General features: G+C 60.1%; 18 protein-coding genes. 12 read left to right on the forward strand and 6 right to left on the reverse strand.

Annotation, left to right across the window (positions count from 1 at the left end; all coding sequences use genetic code 11):
- Positions 1–56: 56 nt before the first annotated feature.
- The 9 genes from SX1_RS17340 to SX1_RS17380 all read left to right on the forward strand — a co-directional run bounded on the left by SX1_RS17340 (position 57) and on the right by SX1_RS17380 (position 12,242).
- A complete protein-coding gene (locus SX1_RS17340; protein WP_019054016.1) occupies positions 57–989 on the forward strand; it encodes an electron transfer flavoprotein subunit alpha/FixB family protein in 933 nt (310 codons plus the stop codon).
- A 34-nt stretch (positions 990–1,023) separates the two neighbouring features.
- Positions 1,024–1,881, forward strand: coding sequence for a formyltetrahydrofolate deformylase (gene purU / locus SX1_RS17345; protein WP_019054017.1), 858 nt, complete (start codon positions 1,024–1,026; stop codon positions 1,879–1,881).
- Between the two features lie 50 nt (positions 1,882–1,931).
- Complete coding sequence (folD, locus tag SX1_RS17350; RefSeq protein WP_019054018.1) at positions 1,932–2,810, forward strand: bifunctional methylenetetrahydrofolate dehydrogenase/methenyltetrahydrofolate cyclohydrolase FolD; 879 nt, start codon at positions 1,932–1,934, stop codon at positions 2,808–2,810.
- Between the two features lie 62 nt (positions 2,811–2,872).
- Positions 2,873–5,434, forward strand: a complete 2,562-nt coding sequence (locus tag SX1_RS17355; RefSeq protein ID WP_026149869.1) for a GcvT family protein — start codon at positions 2,873–2,875, stop codon at positions 5,432–5,434.
- 96 nt (positions 5,435–5,530) lie between these two features.
- Positions 5,531–5,959 carry a dihydroneopterin aldolase gene (folB, locus tag SX1_RS17360; RefSeq protein WP_019054020.1) on the forward strand — a complete coding sequence of 143 codons (429 nt, stop codon included), beginning with the start codon at positions 5,531–5,533 and terminating at the stop codon, positions 5,957–5,959.
- Between the two features lie 261 nt (positions 5,960–6,220).
- A complete protein-coding gene (locus SX1_RS17365) occupies positions 6,221–7,468 on the forward strand; it encodes an aromatic ring-hydroxylating oxygenase subunit alpha (RefSeq protein ID WP_019054021.1) in 1,248 nt (415 codons plus the stop codon).
- A 665-nt stretch (positions 7,469–8,133) separates the two neighbouring features.
- Entirely contained in the window at positions 8,134–9,414 is a 1,281-nt protein-coding gene (locus tag SX1_RS17370; protein WP_019054022.1) for a tyrosine-type recombinase/integrase, read from the forward strand.
- Positions 9,415–9,518: 104 nt separating this feature from the next.
- Positions 9,519–10,007 (forward strand): type II toxin-antitoxin system MqsA family antitoxin, encoded by a 489-nt coding sequence (locus tag SX1_RS17375; RefSeq protein ID WP_026149871.1) that lies wholly within the window; start codon positions 9,519–9,521, stop codon positions 10,005–10,007.
- 384 nt (positions 10,008–10,391) lie between these two features.
- Positions 10,392–12,242: a HipA domain-containing protein gene (locus SX1_RS17380; protein ID WP_019054024.1), complete on the forward strand. Its 1,851-nt coding sequence runs from the start codon at positions 10,392–10,394 to the stop codon at positions 12,240–12,242.
- Positions 12,243–12,311: 69 nt separating this feature from the next.
- Here the strand turns inward: SX1_RS17380 and SX1_RS17385 are convergent, their stop codons facing one another.
- The 4 genes from SX1_RS17385 to SX1_RS17400 are packed head-to-tail and all read right to left on the reverse strand — an operon-like array spanning position 12,312 to position 16,000.
- Positions 12,312–13,034, reverse strand: a complete 723-nt coding sequence (locus SX1_RS17385; RefSeq protein ID WP_019054025.1) for an ABC transporter ATP-binding protein — start codon at positions 13,032–13,034, stop codon at positions 12,312–12,314.
- Positions 13,027–14,229, reverse strand: coding sequence for an ABC transporter permease (locus SX1_RS17390; protein WP_019054026.1), 1,203 nt, complete (start codon positions 14,227–14,229; stop codon positions 13,027–13,029). Before SX1_RS17390 ends, SX1_RS17385 begins: the two co-directional genes overlap by 8 nt.
- Positions 14,226–15,407 (reverse strand): efflux RND transporter periplasmic adaptor subunit, encoded by a 1,182-nt coding sequence (locus SX1_RS17395; protein ID WP_019054027.1) that lies wholly within the window; start codon positions 15,405–15,407, stop codon positions 14,226–14,228. Before SX1_RS17395 ends, SX1_RS17390 begins: the two co-directional genes overlap by 4 nt.
- A complete protein-coding gene (locus tag SX1_RS17400) occupies positions 15,404–16,000 on the reverse strand; it encodes a TetR/AcrR family transcriptional regulator (protein ID WP_019054028.1) in 597 nt (198 codons plus the stop codon). The genes SX1_RS17395 and SX1_RS17400 overlap by 4 nt, the downstream gene beginning before the upstream one ends.
- A 92-nt stretch (positions 16,001–16,092) precedes the next feature.
- On the opposite strand from SX1_RS17400, the gene SX1_RS17405 reads away from it, so the two are divergent.
- Positions 16,093–16,959, forward strand: a complete 867-nt coding sequence (locus SX1_RS17405; protein ID WP_019054029.1) for a class I SAM-dependent methyltransferase — start codon at positions 16,093–16,095, stop codon at positions 16,957–16,959.
- 87 nt (positions 16,960–17,046) lie between these two features.
- Here the strand turns inward: SX1_RS17405 and SX1_RS17410 are convergent, their stop codons facing one another.
- Positions 17,047–17,367 (reverse strand): DUF736 domain-containing protein, encoded by a 321-nt coding sequence (locus SX1_RS17410; protein ID WP_006966713.1) that lies wholly within the window; start codon positions 17,365–17,367, stop codon positions 17,047–17,049.
- 438 nt (positions 17,368–17,805) lie between these two features.
- Here SX1_RS17410 and SX1_RS17415 point away from each other — a divergent pair, with 438 nt between their 5' ends.
- Both SX1_RS17415 and SX1_RS17420 read left to right on the forward strand, forming a co-directional pair.
- Positions 17,806–18,204, forward strand: a complete 399-nt coding sequence (locus tag SX1_RS17415) for an antitoxin Xre-like helix-turn-helix domain-containing protein (RefSeq protein ID WP_026149873.1) — start codon at positions 17,806–17,808, stop codon at positions 18,202–18,204.
- 3 nt (positions 18,205–18,207) lie between these two features.
- Positions 18,208–18,891 carry an RES family NAD+ phosphorylase gene (locus tag SX1_RS17420; RefSeq protein WP_019054031.1) on the forward strand — a complete coding sequence of 228 codons (684 nt, stop codon included), beginning with the start codon at positions 18,208–18,210 and terminating at the stop codon, positions 18,889–18,891.
- Positions 18,892–18,929: 38 nt separating this feature from the next.
- Here the strand turns inward: SX1_RS17420 and SX1_RS17425 are convergent, their stop codons facing one another.
- A complete protein-coding gene (locus tag SX1_RS17425) occupies positions 18,930–24,389 on the reverse strand; it encodes a sacsin N-terminal ATP-binding-like domain-containing protein (protein ID WP_026149874.1) in 5,460 nt (1,819 codons plus the stop codon).
- Positions 24,390–24,428 lie beyond the last annotated feature (39 nt).

The raw sequence follows: 24,428 nt of genomic DNA on the forward strand, positions 1-24,428 counted from the left end.
GCCGAAAAGCTCAAGAACGAAGCCTGCGTCCTTTAATCCGGGTTGGAGCAACCTCCATGACCATTCTTCTTTTCGCCGAACATGACAATATCAGCCTGTCCGAACAGACGGCACGCGCGCTGACGGCGGCGGCCCTGATCGGCGGGGACATCGACATAGTGGTGGCCGGGAAGGGAGCCCAGGCGGTCGCGCAACAGGCAGCTCGTCTTGATGGCGTGCGCCGGGTGCTGCTCGCGGAATGCGACGCTCTGGAACATCGGCTGGCAGAACCCACCGCCGCGCTGCTCGTATCGCTGGGCGCGGAATATGACGTCGTGATCGCTCCGGCGACCACCACGGGCAAGAATGTCCTGCCGCGCGTCGCGGCGCTTCTGGACGTGATGCAAGTCTCCGAAATCGTGGAAGTCGTTGCTGCCGACACGTTCAAGCGACCGATCTACGCCGGTAACGCGATCCAGACCGTGCAGGCGACCGATGCCAGGACGGTCATCACCGTCCGCACCGCCAGCTTCCCGCCGACAGGAACGCAGGACGCCCCCGCGCCGATCGAGATTGTTGAGAGCGTCGGGAACGCGGGCCTTTCGCGGTTCGTCGAAAACCGGTTTGCGCGCAGCGAACGGCCCGAACTGGGGTCGGCGCGGATCGTCGTTTCCGGCGGACGTGCGCTGGGTTCCGAGGAGAAATTTGCTGAAATCATCCTGCCCCTGGCCGACAGGCTGGGTGCCGCGGTCGGCGCATCGCGTGCCGCCGTCGACGCAGGCTATGCGTCCAATGACTGGCAGGTGGGGCAGACCGGCAAGATCGTCGCGCCCGACCTCTATATCGCCTGCGGCATTTCCGGCGCGATCCAGCATCTGGCGGGCATGAAGGACGCCAAGGTGATCGTCGCGATCAACAAGGATGAAGAAGCGCCGATTTTTCAGGTCGCCGACTATGGCATCGTCGGCGACATTTTCGACCTCGTTCCCCAGTTCGAGCGCCAGCTGTGATGCGGCCCCACACCCTTTCCGAAAAGGAATAATCATGAGTGAAAAAGCCTATATCATTCAGCTGAGCTGCGACGACCAGCCTGGCATCGTTGCCAATGTCACCACCATTATCGCTTCGCTGGGCGCGAACATCTTGGAATCCAATCAGTTCTGGGACCGGCAGGCAGATCATTTCTTTCTGCGCATCGCCATCACCGTGCCGGCGGAAGTGACACGCGAAGCCGTTGCACGCGCGCTGGAGCCTTCGATCGACCGTTTCAAGCTCGACCTTAAGGTAACGGACGTCGATCAGCGCCCCAAGATCATCATCATGGTATCCAAATTCGACCATGCGATGCATCACCTGCTTTATCAGATAAAGGTAAACTGGCTCAATGCTGAGGTCGTTGCGATCGTGTCCAATCACGAAGCATCGCGGGCGGCAGCGGAAATCGAAGGCATAGCCTATTGTCATTGGCCGGTGACCAAGGAGAACAAGGCGGAGCAGGAAGAGAAGCTGCTTAACCTGGTGTCCGAAACCGGCGCTGAACTGGTGGTGCTGGCCCGCTACATGCAGGTTCTGTCCAACGAACTGTCCAGCAAGCTGTTCGGCAAGATTATCAACATCCACCACAGCTTCCTGCCCAGCTTCAAGGGCGCCAAGCCCTATCATCAGGCGCATGAGCGCGGCGTCAAGCTGATCGGTGCGACGGCGCATTATGTGACGCCGGACCTGGATGAAGGGCCGATCATCGAACAGGAAACCCAGCGCGTCAGCCACAGCCTGACCAGCGAGGATTTCGTCGCCACGGGTCGCGACATCGAATCGCGGGTACTGGCGCGGGCGGTCAAATATCATCTCGAAGGGCGCGTGATGCTCAACAGCCACCGAACGGTGGTCTTCACCCCCTGAAGATGCTCGCCGGGCCGAGCAAGAGCGTTGATCAGCAGGGAACATAATCGATGACGAAGATCATTGACGGAAAGGCATTCGCGGAAGGATTGGGCGCGAAGATTTCCCAATCCATCCCGCATTTTGCGGAACAGACGGGTCGGCGTCCGGGTCTGGCCGTCGTTCTGGTTGGCACCGACCCCGCCAGCGAAATCTATGTCCGCAGCAAGGGCCGGATGGCTCGCAAACTGGGCATGGAAAGCTTTGAGCATATACTCGACGAAGGCGTGTCGCAGGAAGAATTGCTGGCGCTGGTTGGACGGCTCAACGCCGATGACAGCGTCGACGGCATTCTGATCCAGCTTCCCCTGCCCGGCCATCTCGATTCGCTTGAACTGGTGTCGGCGATCGACCCGGCCAAGGATGTCGACGGCCTGCATCCGGTCAGCGCGGGCCTGCTCGCTTCCGGCCTGCCCGGCCTTGTGTCCTGCACCCCGCTGGGATGCCTGATGCTGCTGGAATCCGTGCTCGGTTCGCTTTCCGGTCTCGACGCCATCGTCGTGGGCCGTTCCATTCTGGTGGGGAAGCCGATGGCGCAGTTGCTGCTCGCACGCAATTGCACCGTGACGATTGCCCATTCCCGCACCGCCAACCTCGCAGCCAAGGTCGCGCAGGCCGACATCGTCGTCGCCGCCGTGGGACAGGCGGACATGATCAAGGGCGACTGGATCAAGCCGGGCGCGACAGTCATCGACGTCGGCACCAGTCGCGTCATTCGCGACGGGCAGCAGAAACTGGTCGGCGATGTCGAATTCGCCAGTGCCGCCAAGACGGCGGGCGCCATTACACCAGTGCCTGGCGGGGTCGGCCCGATGACCATCATGACCCTGATGCACAATACGCTTCTGGCCGCCTATCGGCGCAACAGCCTGGCGGACCCGGCGCTATGACCGGCGCCGATTATTCGCGTCCATCCATCATTGCCCCCCATCCCTGACGAAGAGGAATGAAAATGTCTGCATTTCCTGAGAAGGCCCGTATCCTCATCGTCGGTATCGGCGGTATCGTGGGCGCATCGGTGGCCCATCATCTGGTCGAACGCGGCTGGGATGACATTGTCGGCATCGACAAGTCCGGCATCCCCACCGACATCGGTTCGACGGCGCACGCTTCGGACTTCTGCTACGCCACCAGCCATGATTATCTGACGACCTGGACCACCCTCTATTCGGTCGATTTCTTTGAAAAAATTGGTCATTACGCCCGCATCGGCGGGATCGAGGTCGCGCGCGTAGGCGACCAGCAGCGCATGGACGAAATCAAGCGCAAGGTGGCTTCAGGCAAGGCCTTTGGCACCCGCGCGCGGCTGATCAGCCCAGCCGAGATCAAGGAAAAATTCCCCCTTATCGAGGAGGATCTGATCCAGGGCGGCCTGTGGGATCCTGATGCGGGCCTCGTCATCCCCCGTTCGCAGACGGTCGCGGGCAAGCTGGTCGATCAGGCGGTGGACGCAGGCAAGCTCAACATCTTTGCCAATACATCGGCTCTCTCGCTGATCGTCGAGGATGGACGCATCAGGGGCGTCAAGACCACGCGAGGCGAAATCCGCGCCGATCATGTCGTCGTCTGCACCGGCCTTTGGGGTCGCCTGGTCGCGGAAATGGCGGGCGAGGATCTGCCGGTCTATCCGGTCGACCATCCTTTGACTTTTTTCGGCCCGTACAAGGAATTCGAAGGCACCGGCAAGGACATCGGCTGGCCCCTGCTGCGCGATCAGGGCAATTCAGCCTATATGCGCGACACCGGCGATCCCAGGACGGCCGAGGGCGGCCAGATCGAATGGGGCTATTATGAGGAAAAGGCGCCGCGCCTCGTCCATCCGCGCGACCTGCTCGAAAAGGAGTTCGCCCGCCTGTCGCCTTCACAGCGCGATCTGGAGATGGAGGAAGTGCTGGAACCGCTGGAACGGGCGATCGAACTGACGCCTATCCTTGGCGAGTTGGGCTATAATGAGAGCCACAGCTTCAACGGCCTGCTCCAGACCACCACGGACGGCGGCCCATCGATCGGCGAAAGCCAGAAAATCCGTGGCCTGTGGTATGCGGTCGGTATCTGGGTCAAGGATGGGCCGGGCATGGGCAAGCTCGTGGCCGACTGGATCACCGACGGTCGCACCGCCATCGACCATGCCAGCATCGATTATTCCCGCTTCAACCCCTATCAACTGGAAGAATCCTTCATCCGGGCGCGCTGCCTGGAAACGGCGGCCAAAATCTACAACCCGCCCGTCCACCCGCGCGAGCCGTTCGAAGGTGGCCGCAACATCCGCCGTTCGCCCTTCTACGAACGCGAGAAGGAACTGGGCGGCTATTTCATGGAACTGGGCGGCTGGGAACGCGCGCACGGCTATGCCGCCAACGAACATCTGCTCGACAAATATGGCGATCGCATTCCCGAACGTGAAAATGAATGGGACAATCGCCATTTCTGGCGGGTTTCCAATGCCGAGCATCTGGAACTCAGCGAAAATTGCGGCATCATCAACCTGTCGCATTTCCATATCACGGACATTGAAGGGCCGGACCATGTCGCGCTGCTGGAATGGCTTTGCGCGGCGAAGATCGGCGGCGACAATAATATTGGCAAGGGCATCTACACCCACTTCCTGGACGACGAAGGCAATGTGCGCGCCGACTTTACCGTGATCCGCATGGCGGACCGCGGCCGCCTGATCAACGGCGCGGATGCCGGGCCGCGCGACATCAATTATATGCGCCGGGTCGCGCAGGATAAGGGTTTTGATGTCACGATCACCGATGTGACGGAAAAATATATCACCATCGGCATCTGGGGCCCCAATGCCCGCGAAAATCTGCAGAAGGTGGTCGCTGATCCCGATGGCCTGTTGGCGGAAAATTTCCCGTTCGCCTCCATCAAGCCGATCAGCATCGCGGGCAAGGATGTCGCCGCCTTCCGCATTTCCTATGTCGGGGAACAAGGCTGGGAACTCCACATGGCCTATGAGGATGGCCTGGCGGTGTGGGATGCACTGCGGTCGACCGGAGTCATTGCCGTGGGTGTCGAAACCTATGCCAATTCGCGCCGCCTGGAAAAGAGTCTGCGCCTACAGAATGCGGACCTGCTGACCCATTACAATCTGCTGGAGGCAGACCTGAATCGCCCCAAATGCAAGGAAGCCGACTTCCGGGGCAAAGCGAAGCATCTGGAACATCGCGCACGCGCACGTCAACCCGCGAAGCTCTGCACGCTCATCATGACCGACAATATCGATGACAAGGGCGTGGCACGCTATCCGGTCGGGATATTGCCGGTACTTGATCCGCAGACAGGCGAGACCCTGATCGACGAACTGGGCCGCCGTTCCTACACGACGTCGATCGCCTACGGCCCGACGATCGGCAAGAATATCGCATTGGCCTATCTGCCATGGTCTTACTGTCAGGAAGGTCGCCAGCTTCAGGTCGAATATTTCGGCGAAATCTATCCGGTGGAGGTCGCTTCCATCGGGTACAAGCCGCTCTACGATCCGGAGAATAAGAAGCCGAAAAGCTGACGCGGTCGGTTCGACACTGCATGGCGCGGCACGACGTTGCCAAAGGCCGCGCCAGCCATTTCTCCGCTCCATTGGCGCAGGGTTTCGAAGGACGACATGATGCTAGAGTTGACCCAATGTCTGAAGGCGAATGATCCGCCCCGGCTTCGAGCATCTGAAACCCTGTACGTCATACGTCTGAAGAACTGCGCCTTTTACGCCAATCATGGCGTGTTCGACGAGGAAAAGGCGCTGGGACAAAGATTCCATGTCGATGTGGAGTTGCACGTCAACGCGCTCCAGAGCCTGGAAAATGACGATATTCGCGGCACGATAGATTATGGGGCCGTGTTCGCCGCTATCGAACAGATCGTCTCAGGCCAGCGCCGCTTCCTGATCGAGGCGCTGGCGCTCGACATGGCCAAGGCGCTGTGCCACCGCTTCACGCAGGTCGAGGCGGCGCAGGTGACGATCAGGAAACCCAATGCGCCCATCCGTGGCGTCCTCGATTATGTGGAGGTCGAAGTGCGTTGGCCGTTCGCATGACAGGATGGGCTATTTGCGCTTCGATACCGGCCGCTGGCCATGTCGCGGATCGGTAGAAAAATGTCGCATCCGTCCTATGGAATGGACGATGTGGCGCGATAGCCTGAATCTGTCAGGGGGATCAGTACAGGCCGGGATAAACGGCCGTTCCGATCGGGGTTGAGCACCATCAACCCAGAGAATGTAAGCAACATTGCCGTACTGTGTGAGAAAATGTCATCACCAATCGGCAGGATCTGAAATAGTGGGGAAGGAAGCGATATGACCGCGCGTGACGAGATGCTCAGCCTTATCCAGGGCCGCAAGCCCCAATACTCGCTTCCCCAGCCCTTCTATGTCGATCAGCAGTTTTTCGACCTGGACATGGAGCTCATCTGGTATCGTGACTGGTTGTTTGCGGGGCATGATTGTGAACTTCCCAAAACGGGCAGCTATTTCACACTCCAGGTCGGCGCCTATCCGATCGTCGTCCTGCGCGACAAGGATGGCGGGATTCGCGCGTTCCATAACAGTTGCCGCCATCGCGGTAGCCGGGTCTGCAACCAGCCAAAGGGGACGGCGCCAAAGCTGGTTTGCCCCTATCATCAGTGGACCTACAATCTGGACGGCAAACTGGCCTTCGCCCGCCAGATGGGCGATGATTTTGACCCTTCAGACCATGCATTGAAGCCCGTCGCCTGCGAAAGCGTCGCCGGTTATATCTTTATCTGCCTGGCGGCAGAGCCGGCCGACTTCAAGCCCTTCCGCGATCTCATGTCACCCTATTTCACCCCGCACAATTTGTCGGAAGCAAAGGTTGCCCATGAATCGACGATCATCGAGAAAGGCAATTGGAAGCTGGTCTGGGAAAATAATCGCGAATGCTATCATTGCGCTGGCAGCCATCCAGAATTGTGCAAGACCTATTCGGAATCGCCCAATGTGACTGGCGTCAGCGGGGGCGGCGAAGATCCGGAAATGGCGGGACATTGGGCGCGGTGCGAAGCCGCAGGCCTGCCCGCGCAGTTCCAGATCCATGACAGTGGCCAGTTCCGCGCGATCCGCGCTCCACTGCTGCGCGATGCGGAAAGCTACACCATGTCGGGCAAGCGGGCGGTACGACGCCCCCTGTCCGATGCCGTGACGGCGGAAAAAATCGGTGCGCTGATGCTGTTCAACTATCCGTCGACCTGGAATCATGTGTTGATCGACCATGCGGTCACGTTCCGCGTCATTCCGATCGGGCCCAATGAAACCGCGGTCACGACCAAATGGCTGGTGCACAAGGACGCGGTGGAAGGCGTGGACTATGATCTGGACGAACTGACCCATGTCTGGAAGCAAACCAACGATCAGGACCGCCGCATCGTAGAGGAAAATGCCTTCGGCATCCGTTCGCCCGCCTATGAGCCTGGCCCCTATTCGGCCCTGCATGAAGGCGGCGTGGTACAGTTTGTCGACTGGTATGCCAGCTTCATCGAACCGCGCCTGAAGGGTTCTGCGCCGAACCACCTCAAGCAAGTCGCATAACCGGCGCGGGCCGGACGCTTTCAGCCCGCCGAGGGAAGAACTGCGCATGGCGTCGGTTTCGCCATGAAGCCTTTGCGGTGGGAAGGTTCCCGTAACGCTCGTAGCGGCGGTCTCCCTGAAGCATCCCCCGTCGTTGTGGCAGGTGTGCCGCGACGGCGGGTTTTGCCCCATCGGGTATAGGGAATGCGCGGCCAGCCGAGAAACGCTGTCGCGCGTTCTTACCCATAATCGCCCTGCGCTCTTCGAAAGCGCCCGAGCGTCAAATTGACCGATAAGCGTCTTTGCGCGCCAGATACCGATGCCGGAGCTGCGTCAATCCCGGTCGCCGAAAAACAGACGGGCAACATGCCGCGCCTGGCTATTCAGACAGGTTAACCAGTAGAGATAGAGGAACACTCAGCGCAGTCGCTCCAGAAATCACTGATTATTCGATGATTTCTGGAGCGGGCGAAGGGATTCGAACCCTCGACCCCAACCTTGGCAAAATATTTCGGCCACTTTTCCCAAACTTTCCCAAGTACGATTATCTACTCTAAATCATATGGTTATGATGTTCCTCTTTACGATTGTCTCCGCCCATAATACCCTTGAAACGCTTAAATCTGGAGACAAAATGGAGACAAAGCACCCCTCTGAAATCTTTGTCTCCAAATGGAGGGTCAAACATGCCGACAGCGAAGTTGAACAAGCGCAATGTGGACGCATTCGCGCCGCCTAAAGATAAACAGGCCGTCCTGTGGGACAGCGAGATTCGGGGTTTCGGCTTGCGGGCGCTTCCGTCGGGGCTCAAGACCTTCATTGTTCAGTACCGCAACATCGAAGGGATCAAGCGGCGCATCAATCTCGGCCGCTACGGTGTCATCACGACCGAGCAAGCTCGGGATCTGGCGAAGATCAAGCTTGGCGAAGTTGCTGGTGGTCAGGACCCAGCAGAGGCAATTCATCAGGCCCGCAGTGGCATGACGGTCGCCGAGATCTGTGACTGGTATCTGGTTGAAGCCCGCGCCGGCAACATTCTTGGCCGCAAGAACCGTCCAATCAAGGCCTCCTCGCTCGCGATGGATGAGAGCAGGATCAACACTCACATCAAACCGATTCTTGGCCATCGCATGGCGAAAAGGCTGACAATCGCGGATGTCGAGCAGATGCAGGCTGATGTCCGAGACGGTAAAACTGCGAAGGCTCGAGGTAAGGGCCGTGGTGGGCGGCCCGCTGGCGGACCTGGCGTCGCGTCGCGATGCCTCGGGTCGCTGCAAGCCATTTTGGGTCACGCCAAGCACAAAGGGCTGATTGCGGAGCACCCAACCAGAGGAGCCAAGAAACTCGCAATCAACAAGAAGACGAGGCGGCTTAGCACTGCCGAACTCGTCGCGTTCGGTAAAGCCATCGCCTATGCCGAGCGTAACGGCGAAAATCCGACAGCACTTGCAGTGGTGCGGACACTTGCGCTGACAGGATACAGACGGGAAGAGGCGCAGTCGATGAAGCGCGCCTGGGTGCATGCGGAAGGCGGGTTTGTCTCCTTCCCGGATACCAAAACCGATGCACAGGTCCGCTCGATCGGACCGGAAGCACTGAAGGTCGTGCTCGCTCAACCAGAGATCGTTGGTAACCCCTACGTGTTCCCATCAATGACAGGCGCTGGCGCATACCAGGCTGCACCAGCCTGTTTCCGGAGAGTTTGCCAGTGGGCGGGAATTGAGGGCGCAACACTTCATACCCTTCGCCACACTTTCGGCAGCATCGCGGGCGAACTCGGATTCACGGAACTGACGATACGGGCCATGCTCGGGCATGCTTCGCAGAACGTGACGCAGGACTACATCCATATCGATGAAGCGCTGAAGCTAGCGGTGCGCAAAACGTCAGACGAGATCGCCCGCCTGCTTGCCGAAGGCGCTGCATCTTTGCGCCCAGTCAGACAAACGGCGGCAGTTGAAATTTAACCTTAAAGGTGTATTGGCAGAAGCCAGAGAGAGCATCTCGCGCTGGGGTTTGCCGGCGAGATGCTGAACGATATTCGATCAACATCGGGCAAGGAGGTTTGAAGATGGGTCAGACTCGGATTCATCCCAAGACCGGTGATGTGCTTCGCCGTGACGCGCGGATGCAAACGCTGAGCGTTGGCTCGTTGTCACGCGAAGTGGAGGTGCCGGGCTGGTATCCTGAAGGCGATGGCGATTCCATCCATTCGGGCGCTGAACTTCAAGCGATAGATCAAGCCTATCTCGAGTTGCGAGCGGCCTATGCCGCACGGGTCAAAGCCGTGCGCAAGAAGCTTGGTCTCACTCAAGAGGAGGCGGGTAGGATCATTGGCGGCGGACGGCGTGCTTTTCAAAAATATGAGAGTGGTGCGACACCGCCAAGCGAGGCTGCGGTGGGCTTGATCGAGATTCTCGATCGCCACCCAGGAGAGCTGGAAACCCTTCGCAATTTGCGCAGGATTGGTGGGAGGGATAGTGGTCACACATCACTGACGCCGGTTGACAAGAAGGTCAACTTCACGAAAAAGGGGCGCAGTTCCAGTGCCTTGGCCTGACGTGTCTGTTTGGCTCCAGCATGTCCTTGGTCCCAGGACGGCGGACAGGTGCCCGCTCCGTGGACAAGACTGTGCCGACGGCTGATATCGGAATTGTGCAAGGCTGAGAGGCGTGACCACTATCGGCCTTGCCAGGCAGCTCAAAAAAGAACCGACACGTACACATCGCTGTGCAGAGGTGCCGGTCATATTGCGTCTACATATCTTGCTTGATCGCGGTTTGGTCAAGCGGGTTGATGGCCCAACACGTTCGCCAACGCCCGGGGCCTATTGGCGTTCTCCACGCCAGCCTTCAGAATTAACGCGCATGTGAGATGCGAAATAATTCTTGCATATCGCATCCATCCGTGGGATTAACGCGCATCTGAAGTGCGAGATAATCCTATGACAGTCCATCTGGTCGGCGAAACGATCGATGCCAAGCGCGCGCACCAGCGCGCGCAAGCGGGCGAGCTCGTCCAGCTCGTGCGGGGCATATATGTCGATCAAGATGTCGATGCGGACGCTGCCATAATGGGCCACGCGATCCGCATCGCACAGTATCTCTATCCCAATGCCTATCTGTCGTCGGCGAGCGCGGTCCTGCTTGCTCCGACACCCGATGGCAGGCTGTTTATAAGCGGAAAACGCAACCAACGCACGCGGCTGCGCAGCCTGGAGATCGTCCAGAACGAAGCGCCGAAGCACCCTTCGACCGCATCAGCGGTGGTTGGTGATGATCAGGGCGAGCTGCGCATTCATGCATCCTCCCCGCGGCAACGCTTTCTGGAAGCATTTCGGCTGCGCAGCGAACATGCCAGCGCCGTCACCGCCGAGATGCGCGTCCAACTGGGTGCGCGTCTCGTCGAGGAGCACGGCACGCCCAAGGAAGCCGCCGATGCAATCTGGGCACTGGCCCGCGAAAATGGCTGGTATCGCGAAGGCGAAGCCGCTGAACGCTTCCTTATGGCGCAGCCGGGTACGGCTAAAGCGCCCGTCAACAAGGCAGCGCTGGATCTGATTATCGCCTGGCATGGCGAGCCGCTCGGGAACCTCGCCCATGACGGTTTTGAGTGGCGCTGGAAGCCAGCCCGGCGCTCAGGGCCGACGCTCATCCGGGAGACAACGCCCGGCAAACTTCCGGCTTTTGTCGAATCCCTCCTGCCGGAAGGCTGGCTCGCAAAGGTGCTTCACGAGCGGGACGAGCGCGAAGCTTTGAAGCGTGGACGGCGTTATATGTCGAACATCACCGTGGTGGAGGCGCGCGACGATCTGACGGCATTACCGGCTGACATTCTCACGACGAGGCTGAGCGGCTTTGTCGAGGCAGGCCGTTTCATCGGCCGCTATGATGGCCCGGCGCGCGGCGCCATCGAGGAGAGTTTCGAGCAGAATCTCGCACGCATATTCGCGCGCGCGGAAACACCGCGCTTGTCGGGCGTTCAGATCAAGGCGCCGATGCATCTGGCACCCGATGGCACACTCCTTCCGGCCATCGATCTGCCATTTACCCATATCCTCAAGCCGGCAGGCACCGCTGGCTTCAAGATGTTGCCGATCGTGGAATGGCTCTGCCTTGAACTTGGCCGCGCTGCAGGCTTTGCCGCGCCTGATGTCGCCCTGACGATGATGCCCGATGGCATGGCTCCCGCGCTCATTGTGGAGCGGTTCGACATCCGCCTGGAGCCGGATGATCAGAGGCGGATCGCGCTTGAGGATTTCTGCTCGATCCTCGATCTTCCTGCCTCGGCCAAATATGACGGGACGATCGAGCGGATGGCGCGGGGACTGCGGCCGCTGTCGAGTGACCCTGCGGCGGATCTCGATATCCTGTTCCGTCGTGCGGTTTTCGCCTGGCTGATTGCCGATGGCGACATGCACCTTAAAAATCTCGCGCTGCTCAAAATCGCCGACACGGATGCCAAGGCTTTCACCTCGGTTCGCTTCGCTCCGCTGTACGATGCTGTCACGACGCGCGTATTCCCGGGTCTTGGCGGCGATCGCATGGCGCTCAAGCTCAATGGCAAGGATGATCGGCTGACGCGCGGGGATTTCATGACGCTGGCACGCACGATCGGCCTGCCCCAAGGTGATGCGGAAACGGCCATTGCCGAATTGACCGGCAGCCTCGCACAAGCCGTCGGAACCGTCCGGCTACCGGCTTTCGCGGCGGAGGCCGAGGGTGCCGCTGCCGTCCAAGGCCAGGTATTGGCTCTTACCAGCGAGCGCTGCACCGCACTCATGATCGCCGCTTGATAGTGAGGGCGCGCAGGTCGTTAATTGGCGGTGGCCCTTAGTTCCTGCCCTGCGGGTTGTAACGGTCAGTCATGAGGCAACCGATGGCTCTGGCGCATGATGGCCCGGTGTCTCCTCGACCGTCTTGCCATCGCGAATATTGTACAACCGCTTGAAGGTTGGGATGATTTTTTCATCATGAGTGACGATGATGATCGCGGTATCGAACTGCCGGGCCATGTCATTGAGCAGACCAACCACGGCTAGCGCGCGTTGGCCATCCAGTGGCGCGGTGGGTTCATCGGCGAGGATCACTGGCGGACGATTGATCAGGGCGCGGGCTATGGCCACGCGCTGCTGCTCCCCTCCCGATAGCTGTGAGGGCATGGCGGCGGCGCGGTGGCCGACATCAAGCGCATCAAGCAGATCGCGCGCCATCTTTCGAGCCTCTGCATTCGGCTTTCCGGCTAGCATCGGCAGCAGCGCGACATTGTCGGTCACATCGAGGAACGGGATCAGATAGGGGGCCTGAAAAATGAAGCCGATCATATCGCGGCGCAGCGCGCGCAGATCGCGAACCTTCCAGCCATTGTCATAAATACACTGATTGCCAATCGTCATCTTGCCTGACGTCGGTTCGATCACTGCGCCAAGGCATTTGAGCAATGTACTCTTACCAGAGCCTGATGGCCCGATCAGCCCGATAACTTCGCCCTTGGCCACGGCCATATCGACGCCGCGCAGGGCATGAACCGCCGTGTCGCCGCTGCCATAGGTCTTAACGACATTCTCAAGGATGATGCCCTCAGCCACCGATCGCCTCCGCCGGATCCACCTTGATCGCAGCCTGGATGGCCAGAAAGCTGGCCACTGTGCAGATCAGCATCACCGCCACGAAGCCCAGAATCGAGTCCGATGGCAGCAGCAGAACATATTTAGGGAAGAAGGGCGCCCACAGGCTGGCGGCAATCTTGCCGACGATGAAGCCGATCAGTCCCAAGCCCAGCGCCTGTTGCAGGATCATCCACGAGATCGTGCGATTGCGCGTGCCGATCAGTTTCAGCACCGCAATTTCGCGGATCTTGCCGATGGTCATGGTGTAGATGATGAACGCTACGATAGCAGCACTCACAATCGAAAGGATGACCAGAAACATTGCGATCTGCCGGGCCGAGTTGGCAATCAGTTTCTGAACCAAGATTTCTTCCATCTGAGCTCGGGTATAAACCGTCAGGCGTTGCCAGCGGCGGATGGCGGCGGCGACTTCATCGGGATCGGCATCCGGCGTGATGGTGACCAGAATGGCGTTGACGTTGCTATTGCCTGATTGGATGGCGGCCACGGCCTGGGCCACCGCCGGATTGCCCGGTGGATTCAGTTGGGGATTGGCATCCGTGCGCGCCCTCTGACGGACAATGGCATCGCTGTCCTTCTGGAACTGGGCGGCCTGGGCGTCCTTCAGCGACAGGAACAACATCGGGTCGCCGCCCGATGACACCATTCGGCTGGTCAGCCCGACGATGGTGTAGAAGTTGCGGCGCACTTTGACGCGATCACCAATCGCGAAGCCGGTCTTCACATCGGCCACAGCTTCATAGTGGCCACGCACGATCTGGCGTCCGGAGATCAAATGGGTGGGCTGTCCGGGCAGTCCCGGCTCGCCCATTTCCGCCCCGACGACCATTACCCGCACATCCTTGTCACCGTGCGCAATCTGCATGGTGAGGTAAGTTACGCCCGCGGCTTGCGCGACACCGCGCATCGCCTGGATCGGGCGTTCGCTGTCTTCGGTCAGGCTGGACGGTTCGGCATAGGGACCGAGCGTGTCCTTCTGCACGACCCACAGGTCGGCTCGGCTATTGTCCAGCAAGGCCTGCGCATCATCGACCATGCCGCGATAGACGCCCGCCATCGACAGGGTGACGCCGATCAACAAACCCAGTCCTACACCGGTAAGAACGAATTTGCCCCAGCCATGCAGGATATCGCGCCCCGCCAGGCTGATCATGGCAATGCGTCGACAATGCTGAATCGGCTGCTAGCCGATAGCGCCCGCGCGCTGTGAATTACTATGTCCTCGCCCCGGGTGAGGCCATGCAGCACCTGCACCCAGCCTTCCAGATCCTGAGCGCCCAGCCTGACGGGCGCGAAGACAAGATCGCCGTCACGGACCACCCAAACGCCAACCTGTCCATCAATCCGGTGTACAGCTGCATTGGGAATGGCCAGTGATCGTGCCTGTGCCGGCAGGGCCACGGTTACCTCGGCCAATTCACCGATTGCGGGCAATCCGCCGGTTATAGTGAACCGTGCCTTGGCCAGCACTTCCTCAGTCAACGCATCTGCCATCGGTTCAACGCGTTCGATTATGCCGGAAAGGGGGGCATCCGGCCTCGATCGCAAAGCAATCCGCACCTGCTGGCCCGCTGCCAGACCAGCCGACTGGGTCTGGTCGAAGCGTACATTGATCCACAATTGCGATGGATCGATAATCTCAATCACAGCCTGACCGGCCACTACGGTTGTGCCGGGTTCCACAGCTCTGCGCACCACCAACCCGGCGTGCGGTGCGACAAGGCGCAGGTTGGCACGTTGCTCAACCAACGCCGATCGTTCAGCGCCCAGACGTCCCCGATCCATTGTAGCAGCATTGCGATTGGCCTGCGCCGCCGCAACTCCTGCCTGCGCAGCGGCCAGTTCCTGACGGCGTTGATCAACCATCGCATCGGTGACCCAGCCACCCCGTTTCAACTCTTCCGTCCGTGCGGCCACGGATCGAGCGAGAACCACCCGGGCGTTCGCATCCGCAATCTGAGCTACTGCGGCCTGTTCCAGCGCGGCTGACCGCGCAGTCCCGCCAGCCGCTGCATCAATGCGCTGGTCGAGGTCGATGGGATCGATTTGCGCCAGCAATTGCCCTGCGACGACTATGTCGCCCACATCCACGGCGACCATTGTCACCCGGCCCGCAGCGGTCGGCCCGACCTTCTGCGTGTAACGCGCTTCGACGGTGCCGATGCCGAACATGGCTGGGGAAATGCTGCGCTCCTCTACTTGCGCGATCGTCACATTAACCGGGGCAAGCGGGCCAGAGCGGAATGCCACCCAGGCAAAGAGCAAAAGCAGTGGAACCAACACGGCCAGCAATGTCCAGCCGCGGCGGCTCATGGTGAATGGCAAAGTCATTTGGCCATTCCCAGTCCATCAAGATAGAGGTCGAATAGCCTCCCCGAAACGGTGGGCATCGTGGTGAAATCACTGGCTGCCATCGCCTGCATTGCCAGCCCTTGCACCATGCCAAGGAACATTGTTGACGCAGCGGAGATGTCGACTCCTTCGGCGATCCGCGATTGCGCTTTTGCTTCAGTCAGTAGGTTCGTCACACGTTCGCGATACGCGGCCATCAGTGCGCGCACGCACATCTTGCCCTGCGCGTCGCCATCCCGCTGCAATTCGCCAAACAATATGCGGGGCACGCCGGGGTGGGTCACGACGAAATCGATATGCGTGGTAAACATGGCACGCAGCCGTTCAATTGGCGTCACCTCTGTAACGGCATCAAAGCGCGCGAGCAGCGTGGCGGCGGTCCAGTCCATCACTGCCGCCCAGATCGCTTGCTTGTCGGCAAAATGGCGGAAAAGTGCGCCCTGCGTTACGCCCATCTGTGCTGCAATCTGCGCAGTCGTAATGTCCGCCGGATTGGTGGCTGCAGCCAAGCCAATCACCGTTTCAACAGTGGCGGCACGGCGTGCATCGGCAGAGAGTTTGGTGCGGGGCATCTGGCCACCTTGCGCTTTTGTGAGTAATTAGTCACTATCTTTTATGGCGGATTCTGACCTATGGTTCTGCAATCTTGTGAGAGGGAAACGGCATGACGGAACAGTCGGGTGATAAAACCAGCACGATCAAGGGTGAAGATTGGGCCGGGGAAATGGGCACCAAGTGGCTAGCCAATCTTGCGCGGTTTGAAGGGATGATCGCACCCATAGGTGCAGCTCTACTAGCCCGCGCTGATTTTCAGCCTGGTGAGCGTGTGCTGGATATTGGCTGCGGCGGTGGCGGCACAACCATTGCCATTGCAAATGCGGTGGCTCCCGGTGGTGAGGTGTTGGGCATTGATATTTCGCCTGATCTCACCGTGTCGTCAACGAAGCGGGCGAGCGATGCAGGTGTTGGCAATATCCGTTTCATCTGCGCTGATGCCGGAAGCGTCCAATTGCCCGATGCGCCGTTCGATCGTCTCTTTTCGCGATTCGGCAGCATGTTCTTTGCCAAGCCGCATCAGGCTTTTGCAAACCTGCGCAGCCTTTTGCGGCCCGATGCGCGGATCGATCTCGCAGTTTGGGCTCCGCCGCGCGACAATTTGTGGATGATGGAAATGATGGGCGTTGTCCGCAGACATGTCGATATTCCACCTGCTATTCCGCGCGCGCCAGGACCCTTTGCATTCGAGGATCTGGAGTATCTGAACGAGGTTCTTACGGCTGGTGGTTTTTCCTGTCCCGACATCATGGCCTATACAGGGCAGCAACCGGTTGGCGGCGTTGGAGCAACGGCGCAAGAAGCGGTAAGTTTCGTGTTGTCCTCCATGGCCGTTGGCAAAGCGCTGGACGAGCAAGGAACAGATGTCCGAGCTGCGGCGGAAGGCGAATTGCTGGAATTGTTCGCAAAGCACCATGTGCCGAACCAAGGGGTGATGATGCAGGGCAAGGCTTGGCTGGTGTCAGCCAAGGCTTAACATCGCCTGCGTTGGATGACCTCTCACTAAACGAATCACGCCCAGACAGAAGTGGCCCCGCCCGAAGGCGGGGCCGACGCTGGCGCCTTAGCTCGGCGGATTCCAGATGATGACCTTCTTCGAAGGGTCATCACCCGGCGCGTTGGCGATGTTGCCATAGATGGTGCCGAATTCAGGAGCCGAGAGCGAGACCGAGACATATTCGGCGCCGGTGTTCTGCGAGAAGCGCTTCCAGCCTGCGCCCAGTTCGAAACCGTTCTTGCGGCTGACGATGCGATAGTCGGGTTCGCTGTCCTTGGTCTTGCGGTTGTTGGGGATGATGGCGATCGGCGCGGAGACGGTCAGCGTTGCGAGGTTGCCTTCGAAGCTGTCGTCGGACTTCACGGTGAGGTTTGCGATGGTAGCCATGTCGTTTCTCCTAAAGGTGGTCGGGGACCATCCCCGATGGCGCCAAAAGAAGGGGCCGGGAGCCGCCGTCACCGCAGCGTCAGCGAAGGGCGAACCCCGCACGGGGTTGACGGCATTAGGCGTGACGAGACCCGCAGACAGGCGACAAGGAGGGGTGGTTTTCGCTCCGCCCGAGAACGAATGTCAGTGGGCAATCGCCGTTTTCATCGTCCAAAAGTGGGAGGCTTCCTCTCCTCCGGATCATTGCATGAAGCGCAGCAGCAATCATCCCTCACATGCAGCCAATGGCTGATCGAGAAGCGTCGTCGCCGTGGATAGCGGACGGGCAACAGCAGAGGGCTCTCGCTGAAGCACACAGGTAGAAATGTGCAATATCAGCTCTCATATTGACTTTTGTGCAGAATATGAGCATATGAAGCCATGAAGGGACGTGTCGATATGGGTATCCAAGCTGCAGCCAAAGCGCCTGCAAAGGGACTTGATCGCAAGGATCTGACGGGGCCAGCCCTGCGGACGTTCTTCCGCATTGCCGATGCCTGGGGCCTGAAAGAGCAGGAGCAAATGCGTTTGCTCGGCCTGGAGAGCCGCTCGACCTTCCAGTCATGGAAGCGCGGCGTGGTCGCGGCGCTGCCCAAGGATGCGCTGGAACGGATTTCCTATGTCATGGGTATCTACAAGGGCCTGCACATCCTGCTGCCCAAGACGGCCGATGATTGGGTGCGCAAACCCAACAAGGCGCAGGTTTTCGGCGGCGCCTCGGCGCTCGAACGGATGATGTCGGGCAATGTCGCCGACCTCTATGTCGTGCGTCAGTATGTTGACGGGCAGCGCGGCTGACCCGTGGACATTCCCACGTCTGAAGTCCGCTGGACACCCTGCTACCGCATCATCCCGAGCCGATTTCCGCCGATCTCGCTGTTCGAGGCAGTTGCCGATCCTGCCGATCTTGAAGCGGTCTATGCCATCGAGGCGATGACCAATGACCGCCTGCGCGACGAGGCAGGCGAGCTGTCGCTCGTGCCGCCTGAGGACCGAGTTTCAGGCCCCGGTTCCTCGCCGATCATGGCGGCGTTCACCCACCTCAATCCGGTCGGCGACCGCTTCACCGACGGCAGCTACGGCGTCTTTTATGCTGGAATGACACTGGCAACCGCAATTGCCGAAACCAGGCATCACCGCACGCATTTCCTCGAGGCTACCGACGAACCGGCGCAGGAACTCGACATGCGGGTTTATGCCGTCGATCTCGCCGCGAACCTTCACGACATCCGTGGGCAACGGGAGGCGCTGCCAGCTCTGTACCATCCGAGCAGCTATGCCGTGTCTCAGGAAACCGCGCGGACCTTGCGCGATGCCGGGTCGGACGGGATTGTCTATGAAAGCGTCCGCAATCCCGGCGGAGAATGTGCCGCTGTGTTCCGGCCCCGGCGGTTGTCGAATTGTCGGCAGGAACGGCATCTGTGCTATGTTTGGGATGGTAGCGGAATCAGTACCGTCTACGAGAAGCGGTTGCTGGAAAATTGAACCGTTGGAAGCTGAACGCAGTCGCGGCGGACACACTTTCAGGGCACCCGGACGAAGCCATAGCGAAGTCCTTCGCCAAGTAGGTTGAGGACGGCCTCGCCTTCCTCGCTCATCGGATTTGGCAACATCTCCACCCTCGCCTGGGACGGAGTTCCGATATTGCTGACATAGGCGATCCAATATTGCGTCCCGCTTCGAGGGCGAGCAGCGGCCCTGCCAGCCCTGACTTCCGTTTCGCCGAGGATGAATGCGCAGGGATCGGAAAGGCTCGCCTTTACCTCTATCTGCCAGCGCTGCCCGCGGAATCCGATCTCGAAGTCGTAGCCCAAGCTATCACTTCCCTCGCGGTTCGTGATCGGTCGGGCATTTCCAGACACCCAAGCAGCATCGATGTCTTGGTCCGGCAGCCGGCGGCGTAGCCAATGATAGACGGCCATCTCTCCTAGCCGCCCGATCATGTCGGTCTTCTGGGATGGCGCTCGCGAAGGTGGCGGCGGCGGCTTCTGCTTGCGGTCCTCCTCGCGTGATCTGGGTTTGTCCCTAGCTCGCGAGGGCTTCAATTTCGCGGCGCTACCGATCGCCATGCTAAGCAGCTTCGAAGACAATGTTGCTGACAGTTCGTCGCAAACCGACGGCCAATCCGCTTCCTCGGGGTCAATCTTGCGGCCATTGAAGGAAACCGACCGGGCCTCGCGCTTTCTGGCATCCGCCTCGGCGCGGACCCTTGCATGTTCGGCGTCCAGGTCCTTGTCACCGATTCCGAGGACATCGCGGTTGAGGCTCTCCGGCATCCCTGCCGGCCAAGCCCCCAGGATCGCGAGCCAGCGTATAACGGAGGTCTCAGATAGGGTCTGAAACTCGAATGCACCGCCCTTGTCCAAAACGGTGCGTATCGAGGAATAGCCGCCATCGCCATCGATCCACGGGGCTGGAACCGTCGCGCTGTTTTTGACGCACCAAGCGCGCACGAGGGGTGTGGCCGTTGCCACGAGCTTGCGGGTCATTGCCGCGTTTGAATCCCGGACTTCATCGAGTGGCTCGAGCCCGGCGCCACCCTCGGCAAGAGCTGGCGCACGATGTGACAACAGCCAGGCATCCACATGTGCGGCTAGAATCAGCTCCGGCACATCGCGAAATTGCATGAGCCAGGCAGGATCGGTTTTGAGTTCATACAGCGCGTCGCGCGCCGCCGAGTAGCCGGGGGCCGGCTCAAAGCGCGCCAACGCACCCGCGTGCGTGATGCGTAGACAGTCCAGAATCGCTCGGTCGTTGTCCCGGATGAAATGGACGAGCTGGCCGGCATGGACTTCCGGATATGTGTCAGGTGCCTCTCCGACTGCGACGAGCGCGTGGTTCAGAACTGCGAAGTCCATTCCTAGTGCTTCGCGAAGTTCCGATATCGTAAGTGAAGTCCTACACGCGTCAAGGACACGCTCGACGTCCATTTGCGCCGGTGCCAGCCACAGCGAGAGAAATGAACGAAGGCGGCCGACATCCTGCACGATGGCGGCCTCGTCCTCCTCGAAGGCGTCGATCGCCGCTTGCCCGCCAGCAGCATGCAGCACCGCCTTGAGCCAAGGTGATTGCCGTTCGATGCTCGCGCCTAGGGTGTCGCGGACAACAGATCGGGCCTGCGCACCCAGGCGAAGCCGATCCGCCAGCGGCTCAATCTCCCCCTCTAGGTCCGGTTCTTGGTCCACTGCCGCCCCGGAATATCGGATATCCGACAGGAGCAGGCGCAGATTGGGCTCGAGCGATTGCTGCTCGATGGCCTCACATATCGAAGGGAGCAAGTCGTCGACAGACTGCCAGTCGAAGGCACCGGAAACGCGCGTGACGACGACCGTGCGCTCGTCTTCCAGCTTAACCGTGAAGGCTCGGCGGTGCTCGACGTCTCCCTCGATGTCGACCCCATCGAACTTAAACCGGATCATGCCAGCGCGTTGGATCAGCAAGCGTTCGAGCTTGGCAAGGATACCTTGTCGATCTGCTGGAAGCCGCTGGTAGTCCGCACCCTTCAATGCCTCCAGTGCCACCGCGACAAACAGGCGCAAGCGTGGGCATAGAGAGAGTACGGGCACGGTTTCGCCCTCACCAAGCGCTTGGCCGTCGGCGATCAGCTCGTAGCCGACGCCGGAAAGTAGGCGGACGCGGTCGCCGTAGAGTGCCGCCATGAGGCGACCGATCGCTTCCGCATCACCCGAACCCGCATCGAACAGACTCACCCCAGCGGCTTCCGCAAGGCTTACGACCGTGTCGTCGCGTGTATCCCGCACGTAGACCGCTGGCGAACCCGCCGGGGTCAGGTCAGCGGTGCGGAAACCGTTGCCCTCCTTCACGACGATCAGGCTTGGGGCCTTGGCTGTCGCCGTGTCTAACTTTCCCGCAGTGTGACGGGTGGCGAGTCGGTGCCAGCCGCGATGATAAAGGTTCAAGAAGTGTCGCTCGAAGTAGCGATCAAAGCCAACGCTGCCAAACTGGGTGGCGAGGAATGCAGCTTGCTGGACCAGGGTGTCCGGAGCGAAAAGCTGACTCATCCCAGTCCGCTTTAGAAGCTCACCAGCTTGCCCCTTCGTGACGCGTTCGAGCGCACGCATCACCGGGATGGTGGGGCGCCTCAAAAACGGCGGAAAGCGCTCCCCGTCCTCGGTCCGCCATATATCGCGAGCCCGGACGGTCACATGCTGCGTGCCTTCCGTCGAAGGCTGATCAGCGGGTATCCATGCCGATGAGCGCAGGAACGATCGGATCGGGGTAGGCCAGTCGCGGGCGTCGTCGTGTATGAAATGATGGTGATGGACGTCGATGGCCCAGCCCTTCGCAGGCGGAGCCTCGAGCCATGCGATGATCAGCTGGGCGAAATGCTCCAGGCAATCGCGCGTGAACCGCTCGACATCGCCCTGTCCGGGAAGCCAAAGGATTTCGCCTCGCAGGATATAGCCGCCGGTAGAGGACTTCAACTTGAACGCATCGGGGACATGCTCGGTGATATCGGCGCGCCATGCCTGGGCAGCTGTTTCGGGAATGCCAAGATCTTCGCAGAACGAAAAGTCCTTCAGTCGACGAGCGGGAATGCTTGCCGGTGGGGTCTTGCGGATGGGATGGAGGCCTTTCTGGACCCCAAGCTCGGCGAGGAACTCTGTCCACAGTTCGCCGCTCGATCCTTTGAAGCAATAGTGGTTTCGATCCCCCAATCGACGCGCTGCGAGTGCGTCAATGTCGGCCGAGCCGGTGGGTGCGCTCCCGATGAACCGATGGATGAGCGGTCCAAGTGTCTCGTCCGGCCAACTACGCGAGAACACGGCTTCCCGGGCATCGACGAATTCGCCACCCACCGTCGGCACCATGAACCGATGCTGCGCCTGCAACTTGAAAGCACGGCCTTTGGTGCGGGGCCCGCGCCAAATTTGGAATGCCAACCGAAGGCCAGCCGCCCGTGTGGCATTCCTGCCATCCGCACGGACGATCCGAGAGAGCTGCGCAAGGATAACGTCGCGGTCGAACTCCAAGGCAAGTTTGTGTTTCTCTAGGTATTCGCGGGCTTCGGAGAGGTCGCCGTACCAATCGAGGCCGTGCGACAGGAAGGCGAAGTTGTCGGCAAGGCTCGCGGGCAGGACAAGGTCATCTTCGTCTTGGGCTCCTCCGCGCCGCGCCGGCGGGAAGAACACCGACACCACGACCGTGCCACGCTTGCGGCGGACCGCCTTGCCCTCAACCTCGCCAGCAGGCGTCATCGCCTTTCGCAACTTCCCGTCGGCATCGAGCAGGACGAGCGCTCCGGCTAAGCCAATGCCCGCTCGATCCAGAAATTTTGGAAGTTGGCGATAGAAACCGGACCAACGCGACATGGTGGATTGCTTGCCGCTCGCAATCTCCCTTGCAATTGCGACGACAAGGGCGACCCGCTCTTGGTCTCTGGGCCTATCGACATACCCGATTATTGCTCGTGCCAGGAACTTCCCAAGCCGGACGATGCGCGGGCCCAATCCCGGCCAGATGGGCGATACACCTGTGCTTGGCGCGTTTCGAGCCGCAGCGTCGGCACCGAAGAACTCTCCCTCTTCAGTCCAGTGGCGAGTCCTCGTGGCAGACGACCAACCGAGAAGCTGAGCATCCTGCAAAAGCGCCGGCACGATCGGAGCATCGCCGAGACATTCGACCCCTAGGATAAAAATCAATTGTTCGACGATGATGTCTTCGAGCGGTGCGTCGGTTGCCAAACTGTCAACCGGCTCCCATGCTAGCAGGTCAACAACCGCGTTAGCACGGCACGCGTGGTCCAAGCTTGGCGATGCTCCATCCGCAGCAGGGGAGACAAGCGTCGCTATGGTCGCCGCAGCAAGGGCTGCCGCTGTCTCGGCGAGCAGGGCGTTCAACCTTATGGACGCGTCCACCGCGGTTCTGCTCGAGTTAGGAAAAAATGTACCGTGGAGGAAGCCATTGAACGGCGAAACAGCCTGCGTTCCCATTGGCAGGTAGGTGTAGAGGCGGGTTTGAGGGACCATCGCATCAAGGCGGACAGCCAGGGCGACTTCGCCATCGCCCTCCCATTTTTCCCAATGCTTGTGGAGTTGCTTGGTCTCGATGCCATCCTGAATGGCGCTGAGCATCTCGGTCTCTGGAACCGTTCTTCTGGCGATCAGGTACTTACCCGCGCTTCCCAAGTCGGCGACCGATAGCAATTGGCCGCCGATTTCGACAGGGTCTTCCGTCCGTTCGAGAATGATCTTGTCCTCGACTGTGCCGTCAGGCCCCAGAACCTTGACGGTCAAACTTGCGAGTCGAGACAGGAACAGCAGGAGTGGCACGCCGCTTTCGCGAACGGAGGCAAACTCGCGCCGGACGTCTGCCACGGCGTCCGTCGATCTCAGCGGCAGTGCGATCACGCTCGAGTAACCTTGCCTCGCGAAGTGGGTAACAGCCTCGGGCTGTTCGCTCACCCAGACAGGGATATGGAAGAGCGGCAGGTCGCTTTTTGCCAGCTCTCGATGTCGAGGATTAGCGAATAGACGGTCCAGATCGTCGCTTCCTGCGAAGCGGAAGCAGAAGCCGTCGAAGTGGTCAGCCTTAGCGTCGGATGCGCGGGAGTAGACGTGCGGAACATCCGTAACGTGGTGCACGCTGCGAAACCCCAGTCCCTTGTTGCCAATGGACTCGCCTGGCGGCTTACTGGAAAGGCCCATATCGCAAAGCGCGTCGACGTTCTTGGGTCGGAAGGGCGTGCCGCCGTTTGCCACGTAGAGAACACCAAATGCCCCCTCCGCTAGATCCAAGACGACCTCGATCGCGCCGTCGGATCGGTCGTCGGGATGCACGTCATTCGCATTCTGGATGAGCTCGATCAGGAACCGGCCATGATAATCCGACGCGATGCTTTCACCCATGCTGGCGCTGCCGGCATAGATCTTAGAATAGTATTCCCCGTCCTCGTCGATCGTGCCGGTGAAGCCAGTGACCTTACGACGTGCCACTTCATCAATGATTCGTCTAAAATCCATCGGTTACTTTCGTCATAGCCGTCTTTCTGTGACCTCACC

Origin of the sequence: Sphingobium xenophagum NBRC 107872 (assembly GCF_000367345.1) — a bacterium.
GTDB classification, from domain to species: Bacteria; Pseudomonadota; Alphaproteobacteria; order Sphingomonadales; family Sphingomonadaceae; genus Sphingobium; species Sphingobium xenophagum.